Source organism: Vibrio sp. 1F169 (assembly GCF_041439605.1).
In the GTDB taxonomy this organism is placed as follows: Bacteria; Pseudomonadota; Gammaproteobacteria; order Enterobacterales; family Vibrionaceae; genus Vibrio; species Vibrio tasmaniensis_A.
Map to the genome: position 1 here is coordinate 36,018 of NZ_JBGOOI010000006.1, position 12,998 is coordinate 49,015.

Annotated in this window: 11 protein-coding genes and 1 pseudogene; 6 read left to right on the forward strand and 6 right to left on the reverse strand. The window is 43.2% G+C overall.

The genetic code is table 11. The annotated features are described in order from the left end of the window. The first annotated feature begins 312 nt into the window (after positions 1-312). Both nagE and glnS read left to right on the forward strand, forming a co-directional pair. Positions 313-1,872, forward strand: coding sequence for an N-acetylglucosamine-specific PTS transporter subunit IIBC (gene nagE / locus ACED53_RS04095; protein WP_029225474.1), 1,560 nt, complete (start codon positions 313-315; stop codon positions 1,870-1,872). Positions 1,873-2,174: 302 nt separating this feature from the next. After that, positions 2,175-3,842, forward strand: coding sequence for a glutamine--tRNA ligase (gene glnS / locus ACED53_RS04100; RefSeq protein ID WP_012604539.1), 1,668 nt, complete (start codon positions 2,175-2,177; stop codon positions 3,840-3,842). Positions 3,843-4,026: 184 nt separating this feature from the next. Here glnS and fcrX read toward each other — a convergent pair whose 3' ends face one another. Next, the gene (gene fcrX / locus ACED53_RS04105; RefSeq protein ID WP_004734226.1) at positions 4,027-4,476 is read right to left on the reverse strand and encodes a ferric iron uptake transcriptional regulator FcrX; all 450 of its coding nucleotides are present in this window, start codon (positions 4,474-4,476) and stop codon (positions 4,027-4,029) included. A 207-nt stretch (positions 4,477-4,683) separates the two neighbouring features. Between fcrX and ACED53_RS04110 the strand changes: the two genes are divergently transcribed. Then, positions 4,684-5,190, forward strand: coding sequence for a DUF4442 domain-containing protein (locus tag ACED53_RS04110; protein WP_017100868.1), 507 nt, complete (start codon positions 4,684-4,686; stop codon positions 5,188-5,190). Positions 5,191-5,286: 96 nt separating this feature from the next. Here the strand turns inward: ACED53_RS04110 and fldA are convergent, their stop codons facing one another. The 3 genes from fldA to ACED53_RS04125 all read right to left on the reverse strand — a co-directional run bounded on the left by fldA (position 5,287) and on the right by ACED53_RS04125 (position 6,966). Continuing rightward, complete coding sequence (fldA, locus tag ACED53_RS04115) at positions 5,287-5,820, reverse strand: flavodoxin FldA (protein ID WP_009847329.1); 534 nt, start codon at positions 5,818-5,820, stop codon at positions 5,287-5,289. Between the two features lie 57 nt (positions 5,821-5,877). After that, positions 5,878-6,096 (reverse strand): DUF2788 domain-containing protein, encoded by a 219-nt coding sequence (locus ACED53_RS04120; RefSeq protein ID WP_009847328.1) that lies wholly within the window; start codon positions 6,094-6,096, stop codon positions 5,878-5,880. Positions 6,097-6,204: 108 nt separating this feature from the next. After that, complete coding sequence (locus ACED53_RS04125; RefSeq protein WP_012604537.1) at positions 6,205-6,966, reverse strand: alpha/beta fold hydrolase; 762 nt, start codon at positions 6,964-6,966, stop codon at positions 6,205-6,207. A gap of 93 nt (positions 6,967-7,059) precedes the next feature. Here ACED53_RS04125 and seqA point away from each other — a divergent pair, with 93 nt between their 5' ends. Together seqA and pgm are read left to right on the forward strand one after the other, a co-directional pair. After that, on the forward strand, positions 7,060-7,599 hold the full coding sequence (seqA, locus tag ACED53_RS04130) for a replication initiation negative regulator SeqA (protein WP_012604536.1): 540 nt from the start codon (positions 7,060-7,062) through the stop codon (positions 7,597-7,599). Positions 7,600-7,688: 89 nt separating this feature from the next. Next, positions 7,689-9,335 carry a phosphoglucomutase (alpha-D-glucose-1,6-bisphosphate-dependent) gene (gene pgm, locus ACED53_RS04135; protein WP_029222966.1) on the forward strand — a complete coding sequence of 549 codons (1,647 nt, stop codon included), beginning with the start codon at positions 7,689-7,691 and terminating at the stop codon, positions 9,333-9,335. Between the two features lie 121 nt (positions 9,336-9,456). Here pgm and ACED53_RS04140 read toward each other — a convergent pair. Then, a pseudogene (locus ACED53_RS04140) lies at positions 9,457-10,213 on the reverse strand (DUF1853 family protein). A 106-nt stretch (positions 10,214-10,319) separates the two neighbouring features. Here ACED53_RS04140 and ACED53_RS04145 point away from each other — a divergent pair. Further along, positions 10,320-11,078, forward strand: coding sequence for a Nif3-like dinuclear metal center hexameric protein (locus ACED53_RS04145; RefSeq protein WP_017100865.1), 759 nt, complete (start codon positions 10,320-10,322; stop codon positions 11,076-11,078). Between the two features lie 299 nt (positions 11,079-11,377). On the opposite strand, the gene ACED53_RS04150 is transcribed toward ACED53_RS04145, so the two are convergent. Beyond that, positions 11,378-12,667 carry a citrate synthase gene (locus ACED53_RS04150; RefSeq protein WP_004734217.1) on the reverse strand — a complete coding sequence of 430 codons (1,290 nt, stop codon included), beginning with the start codon at positions 12,665-12,667 and terminating at the stop codon, positions 11,378-11,380. Between the last annotated feature and the right edge of the window lie 331 nt (positions 12,668-12,998).

The following is a 12,998-nucleotide window of genomic DNA, read 5'->3' on the forward strand; positions in this document are numbered from 1 at the left end:
TTATTATACATTTAGGTTCATTGTTAATGATTATTCATAGGGTAATCTAAAATTAGGAATACCATGTTTTTGCCTAATGATTAGATTTGAATTTTATCTATAAACGCTCATTTTTTTGAATGATAAAATAAGTTTTATGATCTCGCTAGCAAAAACCTCTGGATTTGGTAAAAACTGGTGATTAGGATCACAAATGGTAAGGTTTTAATTTGCGGGGCAAAATTAATTGAATACACTGAATAGGACTAAATTGAGCGACTAAAATAAGTTTCTCAAATGAATTCTAAAAAATCCTATAGGGGGAAACAACTGGTGAATATTCTAGGATATGCACAGAAGCTAGGTAAGGCATTAATGCTACCTATCGCAACACTTCCGATTGCGGCGCTTCTACTACGTTTAGGTCAAGGCGATCTACTTGATATTCCATTCATGGCGCAAGCTGGTGGAGCTATCTTCGGTAACCTACCATTGCTATTTGGTCTAGGTATCGCGATTGGTCTTTCTAAAGACGGTAACGGCGCAGCAGGTCTTGCTGGTGCAGTTGCTTACTTCGTACTAACAGCGACAGCAACAACAATTAACGCTGACGTAAACATGTCATTCTTCGGCGGTATCTTCGCTGGTATCATCGCAGGTCACTCTTACAACGCTTTCCATGCAACACGTCTTCCTGAGTGGCTGGCTTTCTTTGCGGGTAAACGTTTAGTACCTATCATGGCTGGTCTATTTGCACTTGTTGCAGGTGCTGTGTCTGGTGTGGTTTGGCCTGGTGTTCAATCTGGTCTAGACGCATTGGCTCACGCAGTATCAACGTCTGGCGCTATTGGTCAATTCGTTTACGGTACTCTTAACCGTGCACTTATCCCTGTAGGTCTACACCACGTATTGAACTCATACTTCTGGTTTGGTATGGGTACATGTCAAGAAATCATCGTTGCTGGTCAAGGCGCATTCGCTAACATCACTCAACTTTGTGTTGACCCATCACTAGCTAAAACTCTAGTTGTTGGCCAAGAGCACACATTCACATTCGCTAACTCTGTAACTCCAGAAATCACTACTGTAGTTAAAGAAGTGACTGAAACTGTTAAATCTGGCGACCTACACCGTTTCTTCGGTGGCGATAAAGGCGCTGGCGTGTTCATGAACGGTTTCTTCCCAGTAATGATGTTCGGTCTACCAGGTGCTGCACTTGCAATGTACCTAGCTGCTCCTGCTGAAAAACGCAGCCAAGTTGGTGGCGCATTGTTCTCAGTTGCATTCTGTTCATTCCTAACAGGTATCACAGAGCCGCTAGAATTCATGTTCGTATTCCTAGCTCCTGCTCTATACGCAATGCACGCTGTATTTACAGGTCTGTCTCTAGTAGTTGCAAACATGTTTGGTACTCTGCACGGTTTCGGTTTCTCTGCTGGTCTCATCGACTTCGTATTGAACTGGGGTCTAGCAACTAAACCATTCGTACTACTACTAATCGGTCTTGGTTTCGGTGCTCTATACTTCTTCACTTTCTCTTTCGCAATCCGCGCTTTCAACTTGAAATCGCCAGGTCGTGAAGATGATGACGAAGCTGTAGCAGCTCCTGCTGGCGACGCACCAAAAGGTGAAGTTGCGCGTCAATACCTGAAAGCTCTAGGTGGTCACGACAACCTAACTTCAATCGACGCTTGTATCACTCGTCTACGTCTAACTCTTAAAGACCGCTCTATCGCAGATGAAGCTGTTCTTAAGAAGCTTGGCGCTAAAGGTGTGGTTAAACTAGGTGAAAACAACCTACAGGTTATCCTAGGCCCACTAGCTGAAATCGTAGCTGGCGAAATGAAAGCTATCGGTGCAGGTGAAGACCTATCTGATGTAAAACTTCCATAGTGACGGAAGTACTTAATTAAGAAGTAAAGTTACTCTTAAGTAAGTTTCAAATTGAAAGCCTCCCAAACGGGAGGCTTTTTTGTGCCTACTGTTTAAGGTCAATGAACCCGGTTCGTTCTATTCTTCATCGAATAGCAGAAATAATCGCAATTAACGGACGGTTCTTATTGTGCAAAGGCGAAGAATTGTGGATGATTAGCAACAATGATCTTTCTATCTTTGACAGGCGCTGTAAGCGACCATTTTCATTGGTACAAAAGATAACTTTCTCTGACAATACTAAATACATAGAGGTGCTATAGATGAGTGAAGCTGAGGCTCGTCCATCGAATTTCATTCGCCAAATTATCGATAAAGATTTAGCGGATGGTACACACAGTAGCGTGCATACTCGTTTCCCGCCGGAGCCAAATGGCTACCTGCACATTGGTCACGCTAAATCTATTTGCTTGAACTTTGGTATTGCTCAGGACTACCAGGGACAATGTAATCTTCGTTTCGATGATACAAACCCTGAAAAAGAAGACGTTGAATACGTTGAGTCAATTAAGAATGATGTAAGCTGGTTAGGCTTTGAATGGTCTGGTGATATTTGTTACTCATCAAACTACTTCGATACGCTTTACGCTTATGCTGTGGAATTAATTAATAAAGGCTTAGCGTACGTTGACGAGCTAAGTCCTGATCAAATCCGTGAGTACCGTGGCACGCTAAAAGAGCCAGGTAAAGCGAGCCCATACCGTGATCGCAGCCCTGAAGAGAACTTAGCGTTGTTCGAAAAAATGCGTGACGGTGGCTTTGAAGAAGGTAAAGCGTGTCTACGTGCTAAGATCGACATGAGCTCTTCATTCATGGTTATGCGCGATCCTGTTATCTACCGTGTTCGTTTTGCTCACCACCATCAGACTGCAGACAAGTGGTGCATTTACCCAATGTACGACTTCACTCACTGTATCTCTGATGCGCTAGAGGGTATTACGCACTCTATCTGTACTCTTGAGTTCCAAGACAACCGTCGTTTGTATGACTGGGTTCTAGATAACATCACGATTGATTGCCAACCTCGTCAATACGAGTTTAGCCGTCTGAATCTTGAATACACGGTAATGTCGAAGCGTAAGCTCAACCAACTTGTGGTTGAAAACCTAGTTGAAGGTTGGGACGATCCACGTATGCCAACTATCTCTGGTTTGCGTCGTCGTGGCTTCACTTCAAGCTCGATTCGTGAATTCTGTAAACGTATTGGTGTGACTAAGCAAGAGAACATGATTGAGTTCGGTTCACTTGAATCTTGTATTCGTGATGATCTGAACGAAAATGCACCTCGTGCAATGGCTGTTCTTGACCCTATCAAGGTCGTGATTGAAAACTACGACGCTGATACAGTAGAAACATTGACGGTAGCAAACCACCCGAACAAGCCAGAAATGGGTACTCGTGAAGTACCATTTACACGTGAAGTTTGGATTGAGCGTGATGACTTCCGTGAAGAAGCAAACAAAAAGTACAAGCGTTTGGTTCTAGGTAAAGAAGTTCGTCTACGTGGCGCTTACGTGATCAAAGCTGAACGTATCGAAAAAGATGCAGAAGGCAACATTACGACTATCTTCTGTTCTTACGACAATGAAACATTGGGTAAGAACCCTGCAGATGGCCGTAAAGTGAAAGGCGTTATTCACTGGGTATCTGCTGATAAAGCGTTGCCTGCTGAGATTCGTTTATACGATCGTCTATTCACAGTGCCAAACCCTGCTGCTGCAGATGATTTCGCTGCAACGCTAAACCCTGAATCACTTGTTACGCTAAACGGTTTTGTTGAACCTAGCCTAGCAGAAGGTGTGGCAGAGCAAGCGTATCAGTTTGAACGTACAGGTTATTTCTGTGTAGATTCGAAAGACTCTAAAGCAGACGCGCTAGTATTCAACCGCACGGTTGGTCTACGTGACACTTGGGGTAAAACTGAGGCTTAATGGCTTTGTTTTTCTCTACTCTGTTTCTCGGAGCTTAGTTTCTCAAGAGACGCTTAATAAAAAACCGGCTTAGAGCCGGTTTTTTTTGTGCCTGGGAAATAACCAAATTGTGGGCCAAGCTACTGTGATTCTTAATACAGTATCAGCCCAAATAAAAAACGCCGGCCTAAGCCAGCGTTCTGTGTTACTTCTTCGCTTTATGTGCGTCTGGGTTGCCTTTGCAATCCCCAGTGATGCTTTTACCATACAGATACAAACTGTGGTTAGTTAGCTGTACATTGTAGCGTTGAGCGATTTCTTTTTGTCTTTCTTCGATAAGATCATCAGAGAACTCGATAACTTCACCGCAGTCTAAACATACTAGGTGATCGTGGTGATGCTGTGTTGAAAGTTCGAATACAGACTTACCACCTTCAAAGTGGTGACGAGTTACAATGCCTGCATCATCGAATTGGTTTAGTACGCGATAAACGGTCGCAAGACCAATCTCTTCACCTAAGTCGATCAGCTTTTTATATAAATCTTCAGCACTAATATGTTGGCAATCTGGTTGTTGTAATACTTCTAAAATTTTGAGCCGTGGGAGGGTCACTTTAAGACCAGCATCTTTTAGCGCTTGATTATTGTCTGACATATACTTTCCTGTTGATGATCTGCAGCAATTAACAGAATTCAATATTAATACCATTATAGTTTAGTCAGGCATAACAATAAACCACGAACTTCAAAGGGTTACTCACTGACATCACAATCTGTTTTGTAAATTGGAAGTATCTCACTTATAGTGGAGGTACGACCAGCCAGGTGACGGTGTTTTTTGATATGAACATGGATTGTTGTTATGAATAAGCAACTCGCAAAAATATATAAACCTAATATTGTAAAATTTGCACTCAATATTTGGCCTCCCTTTTGGGGCTCGGGAATTCGAATAGCCCACATTAGCGCTGACTTTAGGGTTGTTAAGACTGTGCTCAAGTTGCGGTGGTGGAATAAGAACGCTAATCGGACTCAATATGGCGGCAGTATCTTTTCTCTTACCGATCCCGTTTACTCGTTAATGTTAATGGGGATTTTAGGTGAGCGATATTATGTTTGGGATAAAGAGGCGAGTATTAACTTTATCAAGCCTGGTCAATCCGACTTGTATGCAGACTTTGAGATAAGCCAAGGGCAACTTGAGGATATCTATCGTCAGACACAACTTGGTGAGAAGTGTTTCCCCGAATTTGTCATCCACGTTAAAGATAAGCAGGGAAGTGTGGTTTCGGAAATTCAGCGAACTCTCTATGTGAGAAAGAAGCCACAATTTAGAGAGGATGACGAAGCATTAGAAGCTGAGTGTTGATTGATAAATATTGAATAGAAAAAAACCTCCTATAAGGAGGTTTTTTCATATCTACATAACGGTCATTAATTGTAACAATTAATGACCGCTAATGAATTAGTCTTCAAGCTCTGCTAGGCACATCTCTTCGTGGATTTGTTTAACCCAGTTAGATACACGCTCATCAGTCAGCTCAGGTTGACGGTCTTCATCGATACATAGACCAACGAACTGGCTGTCATCGCCTTCAACTAAACCTTTCGATGCTTCGAATTCGTAGCCTTCAGTTGACGTGTGACCTAGGATAGTACCGCCTTTTGCTTCAACGATATCACGGATAGTACCCATAGCATCGCAGAAGTATTCTGCGTAATCTTCTTGGTCGCCACAACCAAAAATAGCAACAAGCTTAGTTGAGAAATCAATAGCTTCTAGCTCAGGGAAAAAGTCATCCCAATCACATTGTGCTTCGCCGTAGTACCACGTAGGGATACCAAGCAACAGCAGATCGAAGTTATCGATATCTTCTTTGCTGCTTTTTGCAATGTCTTGAACTTGAACGAGCTGCTTGCCCAATTGCTTTTGAATCATCTTAGCAACAGCTTCAGTGTTACCTGTATCGCTACCAAAGAAGAGACCTACACTTGCCATAGAATCATTACCTTTCATTTTGTCTGTTGTCGGTGTAATAAAGTTCGGAGGAAATCGTTAGATTCCAGTTCCTTCCCAGCTTAGTTGGATTATCCCTTTTGCGATAAAGCCTGCGCAGCCAAGGAAAAGTACTAACCATACGATACGACGACCAAATGCAGGAACATTTCCCTGCTTTAGAACGTCTTTAATTGCCATTCCGATTAGAAAGAAAATCGCGGCAAACAGAAGATCTAAACCAACAGATTCAATGATGTTCATGTAGTCGTAAAGCATGGGAACCTTATATACCAAATTTGCTTGGGCGCACTATATCACTGTTGTGAGATAAAGTTAATCTGCTGTGATTACACAGCTCTCATTTATATCGACTAATCAACCTATCTAAGTGATGAATTTCCTTATTGCACGGAGCACTTCAGCGGGCTTTTCCGCGTGTAGCCAATGTCCAGTATTGGCGATAACATGTGCCTTTGCGTTGGAAAACTGCTGTTGAACGGCGGTTTGATGTTCAGCCGTCAGGTAATCTGAGTCACCACCCTTGATTAGCAAGGTTTTGACCGAGGTTTTGTCAATCGGTTCCCAACCAATAATCTGTGGGTAGTTGTTTAATAGCGAGGCAACATTGAAACGCCATTCCATGATGCCTTGTTCTGATTTGAACAAAGATTTCGTTAAGAACTGGCGAACCCCATCAATTTCGATATGTTTTGCGAGGACCTTAAGCGCCTCTGAGCGTGATGTCGGTTTTTCTTCTATCACAGCTTGTAGGCCTGCGAATACGTTGTCGTGACGACTTTGGGTGTACGCGACTGGTGCCATATCTAAGACAATCAATTTACGCAGCGTCAGGTGCTGTGTCAGTGCCATCGCTACCTTGCCACCCATCGAGTGACCAATCACAGTGACATCTTCTAGCTCTAGAACATTCAGCAGTTGAGCCACATCTTGTGCCATAGCTTGATAATTATGAGTGTCATTATGGAAAGATTGACCGTGGTTACGTAGATCGATGCTAAGTACCTGATGATCGGCTTTTAGATCCCTAGCGAGCAAGCCAAGGTTGTCCAAATTTCCGAATAATCCATGGATCAAAACAATGGTGTGACCCTCACCTTCAATTTTATAGTTGAGCTGTACTGACATTTTTATCTTATTCATGGTGGGTTTGACGTAGAGTATCCGCGCGGATCTCGCTATAATCCCTCAGAGTTTAAACATTGAGATTGTGAAAAGCGAATGAAAACAATTGAGGTTGATGAGGACCTATACCGTTTTATTGCGGGTCAGACAGAACGTATTGGCGAAAGCGCTTCAGATATTCTGCGCCGCTTGTTACTGGTTGATAACCAAGGCACGGTTCCGATCGAAGAGATCGTTGAGCCAAAAGGTATCGTTGTTAGCAAAGAGGTAGGCTTTACTCCAGAGAAGTTCGATGGCGTTAAAGAAATGCGCTCACTACTAATATCAGATGAGTTTGCATCACTAAAGAAAGCCATTGATCGTTTCATGCTTGTGTTATCAACACTGCATAAAATCGACCCTTTAAGCTTTTCAGAAGCAACTCAAGTAAAAGGCCGCAAGCGTGTTTACTTTGCAGACAACGAAGCGACGTTGTTAGCAAACGGCAACACAACTAAGCCTAAAGCTATTCCACAAAGTCCTTTTTGGGTTATTACGAATAACAATACAAGCCGAAAAAGACAGATGGTTGAACAGCTTATGAGCCGCATGAATTTCCAAGCAGAATTGATAGAAAAAGTAACAGGTTCAATTTAACGAAATCTGATTTAAACCTCATAATATCCATGGCTAAGAAGATATTATGAGGTTTTTTTGTTTTTAAATTTTATATAAGGATGTCGATAATGGCTATGCACCCTCGTGCCGGGCAGAAAGCTCAGCAGGAAGATCTTCATAATATCCCGGCTTTAGTTGCAAACTATTTCTTACAGCAACCGGATGCTACTAACCCAGATCATAAAGTACTGTTCGGCACTTCAGGTCACCGCGGTACAGCAGACAAATCAACATTTAATGAAAACCACATTCTAGCGATCGCACAAGCGGTTGCTGAGGTTCGTGCCGATCAAGGTACAACAGGCCCACTTTTCTTAGGCAAAGATACTCACGCTCTATCTGAGCCTGCTTTTTCTACGGTTATTGAAGTGCTAGTTGCAAACGGCGTTGAAGTTATCGTTCAAGAAAACAATGGCTTTACTCCAACTCCAGGTATCTCGCACGCGATTCTTACGCACAATCTAGTGAATGATAAAAAAGCTGACGGCATTGTTATCACGCCTTCACATAACCCACCTCAAGACGGGGGCATTAAATACAACCCGACACACGGTGGCCCTGCTGAAGCTGAACTGACTCAAGCGATTGAAGATCGTGCGAATGTGATCATTGCTGAGCAAATGCAAGGCGTTAAGCGCACTCCTATCGCACAGGCTAAACAGTCTGAGCTAGTGAAAGAAGTTGATTTAGTTGCTCCTTACGTTGCTGACTTGGTTAACGTGGTTGATATGGAAGCAATCCAGAAAGCAAACATCAAGATTGGTGTTGATCCACTGGGTGGTAGCGGTATTGATTACTGGCGTCAAATTGGCAAAGCGTACAACCTAGACCTGACTCTGGTCAGTGAAGCTGTTGATCCTTCGTTCCAATTTATGTCTCTAGACAAAGATGGTGTGGTTCGTATGGACTGTTCTTCTCCATACGCAATGGCAGGTTTACTAGCACTTAAAGACGACTATCAATTAGCGTTTGGCAACGACCCAGACTACGATCGCCACGGCATTGTTACGCCAAAAGGCTTGATGAATCCAAATCACTTCCTAGCGGTGTGTATTGACTACTTATACCGTAACCGTGAAGGTTGGGGTAAAGACGTTGCAGTGGGTAAAACATTGGTATCAAGTGCTCTGATTGACCGCGTTGTTGCTGACTTAGGTCGCGAGCTTTGCGAAGTGCCAGTGGGATTCAAATGGTTCGTTGATGGTCTTTATAACGGTCAGTTTGGTTTCGGTGGTGAAGAGAGTGCGGGGGCATCTTTCTTACGTAAAGACGGTACGCCTTGGTCAACAGATAAAGATGGCCTGATTCTTTGCCTACTTGCCGCTGAGATCACAGCAGTAACGGGCAAGAACCCACAAGAATACTACGAAGAACTTGCCGCTAAACATGGCGAATCTAAGTACAACCGTATTCAAGCAGTAGCTAACGGCGCACAAAAAGACGTGCTTAAGAAGCTATCTCCAGAGATGGTTTCTGCTGAGACGCTTGCTGGTGATGCGATTACTGCACGCTTAACGCACGCTCCAGGTAATGGTGCTGCGATTGGTGGCCTAAAAGTGACGACTGAAAACGGTTGGTTTGCTGCTCGTCCATCAGGTACAGAAGACATCTACAAGATCTACTGTGAAAGCTTTAAAGGTGAAGAGCACCTGAAAGCAATCGAAGCAGAAGCTCAAGAGATTGTTAACCAAGTATTTGCAGCCGCTGGCCTATAATCGAATACAGATTAGTAGAGCCATCAAGTAAATAGTGAAAGGGTTGATGTGAAAGCATCAGCCCTTTTTATTTGTCTGTGAGTAAGTGGCTAAGACTAAATCAACTCAATGGCTGAATAGATTAGCCGTGTGGCCAGCTTTGTGGCATCACAAACCAAAACTGTCCTGATTTGGTTTGTCCATGAACAAAGCGGTCACCAAACTCGGTGATGGGTTTACCGCTGAAATCATCTGTCCCAGCTGCCCATTGCTCTTTGGTGAGAGGGTAGAGCACTTCAGTAATTAAATGAGCTTGGTTTTGATAGCACCAAAAACCGTTTACTTGGCTTGAATTAATTTCGTAGCCCAAACATTCAGTAGGTACTTTTTGATCTAAGAAGGGGTTGGTATATACGCCCCTGCATGAGGAGATGTTTTGAGTCGACATCGATCTCTGGATACTGTTCAATAAAGGCGGCTGAAGATGACATACCAAGCTGGTGGCTTAGCATCCTATCGAGCTTCTTATCCAATTGATCATGAGAGTTTGGCCCAAACCATGTTTGTTCATGGAGCAGGTAAAACTTAATCGCCACTTCCCAATGTTGCAGTTTTTGGCTGCTCTCTTCTTCAAGAATAAAGTCGATTGCACCGAGAGTTCTACCTTCCACATTGATCTGAATCTCGTCGTGCTTTATCGAGTAATTCGGTGAGGCAACGATGACTTGTTCGCATAGATGCTGGTAGAGGAAACCTAATCTAGGATTACCATCATAAGTATGTGATGAGTCGATGGCATGGTGGCTAGAGAATGCACTGAGATCCGAAACCGGTGGCTTGATTTCTAGTAATGGCGGTGAGTCGATGACCCATTGGTAAAAACATTGCAGTGCTGTCATCTCTTCCTCATAAACTAGCTCTTTATAAACATAACCCTGGGGCTTTCGACATTCTACCCGTAAATTGATATAACGACGTTATTATAAAGGTAAGCTGGAAAGAAAAATGAATAACTTACAATTAGAAAAGCTACTTAACGAAAAACTGCAGCCACAGCAGATTAAAGATTACTGTCCTAATGGTCTTCAAGTTGAAGGTGCAACAGAAGTGAAGCGAATCGTTACTGGTGTGACAGCTTCTCAAGCCTTGATTGATAAAGCGGTAGAACTGAACGCAGACGCTTTGTTAGTCCATCACGGCTTTTTCTGGAAAGGCGAGTCAGAAGCGATTCGTGGCATGAAGGGCAAGCGCATTCGTACCTTGATTAAAAATGACATCAACCTTTTAGGTTATCACTTGCCGCTTGATATCCACCCTGAGCTTGGTAATAACGCGAAACTGGCGGAGTTACTTGAGATAGAAGTCGAAGGCGGTTTGGAAGGGCACCCACAATCCGTTGCGATGTTTGGCAAGTTGAGTGCGCCAATGACCGGTTCAGAGTTCGCAGAAAAGATTGGCCAAGCTTTGAACCGCAAGCCATTACACATTGCTCCAGAGAACCAAGACAAAATGATTACGACTGTCGGTTGGTGCACCGGTGGTGGTCAAGATTACATTGAGTTAGCGGCTTCTCAAGGTATTGATGCATTTATCTCTGGTGAAATTTCAGAGCGCACAACTTACTCAGCACGTGAACAAGACATTCATTACTTTGCCGCAGGCCACCACGCAACAGAACGTTATGGTGTGAAGGCATTAGGTGAGTGGCTAGCGAAAGAGCATGGCTTAGCTGTTGAGTTTATCGATATCGACAACCCGGTATAAAAAGAAAATATGGGATGTAGGATACGAGTCACTATAAATTTGTACCCGTCGATGAGACTGGCTAGTTAGAACTCTAATGGATTTTATTTCGAGAGATCTCAAGTAATTCGTCATTCCCTAGACTGACGAAGGAAGGAGTAGGGAATCTCTAAAAGCTTGTCGATACAATTAGTGAGATCCCCAACTCGCTCGTCCCTCACTCTTGAGGATGACGGAGTTGAGAGCATATAAAAGAAAAGGGTTGATGTTAATACATCAACCCTTTTTGATTTTAATCGATTAGAAAAGTCGAAACTTTACTATTCGCGCTCGTGTAGAGCTTGGAAATCACGCTGTTCTTCACCAGTGTACAACTGACGAGGACGACCGATGCGGTTCGTCGGATCGCTGTGCATTTCGTTCCAGTGTGCAATCCAACCGATAGTACGAGACATCGCGAAGATTACTGTGAACATTGATACCGGAATGCCGATCGCTTTCAGAATGATACCAGAGTAAAAATCTACGTTCGGGTATAGTTTCTTCGATACAAAGTACTCATCAGAGAGAGCGATGCGCTCAAGTTCCATTGCTACGTCAAGTAGTGGATCTTGAATGTTCAGTTCTTTAAGTACTTCGTGGCACGCTTCGCGCATTACCGTTGCACGTGGATCGTAGTTCTTGTAAACACGGTGACCGAAGCCCATTAAACGGAATGGGTCATCTTTGTCTTTTGCTTTTGCTACGTACTCTTCAATGTTGTCTACGCTACCGATCTCTTCAAGCATCATTAGACAAGCTTCGTTAGCACCGCCGTGAGCCGGACCCCACAAAGAAGCGATACCAGCAGCAATACAAGCAAATGGGTTTGCGCCCGAAGAGCCAGCTAAACGAACTGTTGACGTTGAAGCATTTTGTTCGTGATCTGCGTGTAACGTAAAGATTTTGTCCATTGCGCGAGCAACAACAGGGTTCACTTCATATTCTTCACATGGATTCGCATACATCATGTGCAGGAAGTTTTCTGCGTAGCCTAGGTCATTGCGTGGGTAGATAAACGGTTGACCGATAGAATATTTGTAACACATTGCAGCCAGTGTTGGCATTTTTGAAATTAGGCGGTATGCCGCAATTTCACGGTGTGTGTCGTTATTAACATCTAATGAATCATGATAGAACGCAGCAAGCGCACCTACCACACCACACATAACAGCCATTGGGTGAGCATCACGGCGGAAGCCGTGGAAGAAACTAGCAATTTGCTCATGAACCATGGTGTGACGCGTGACAGTCGTCTTGAACTCTTCGTATTGAGCTCGAGAAGGAGCTTCGCCGTATAAAAGAATGTAACAAACTTCTAAGTAATCAGCGTTATTGGCCAGTTGATCAATTGGATAACCACGGTGTAGAAGGATACCTTTTCCACCGTCAATATAAGTGATTTGCGATTCACAAGATGCAGTGGCAAGAAAACCAGGATCAAAAGTGAAAAAACCATTAGAACCCAGTGTACGAACGTCGATGACTGGAGTACCAAGTACACCTTCTGTAATCGGCAATTCGATCGGCGCTTGACCTTCAATATGAAGGGTAGCTTTCTTATCCGCCATAACAATCTCCTTTGTTATTATTAATCCGTCCAGGATGTTTATGTGCCATTTTTTTACTGGTCTTACGTCAGAAAGTCAATTTTTCTGCAGCTTTGTGTGCACTTGTTAGTGTTTTTTACATTAAATTCGTTAAAAGTCTGTGCTGTGTAGCATTATTTGTTGCATCAATTGTATTAGAATGTTGCCAGCCGTATAGTGGCGCTGAAAAGTTTGGTTAAAACCTTATAAATGCAAGGCTAAGAAGAAATGTGAGGTGTCTTCGGAAACCTAGCTGTTAACAATTATTTTACAATTATCTAAGGCTCAACTTACGTTATTTGTTAAGTTAATG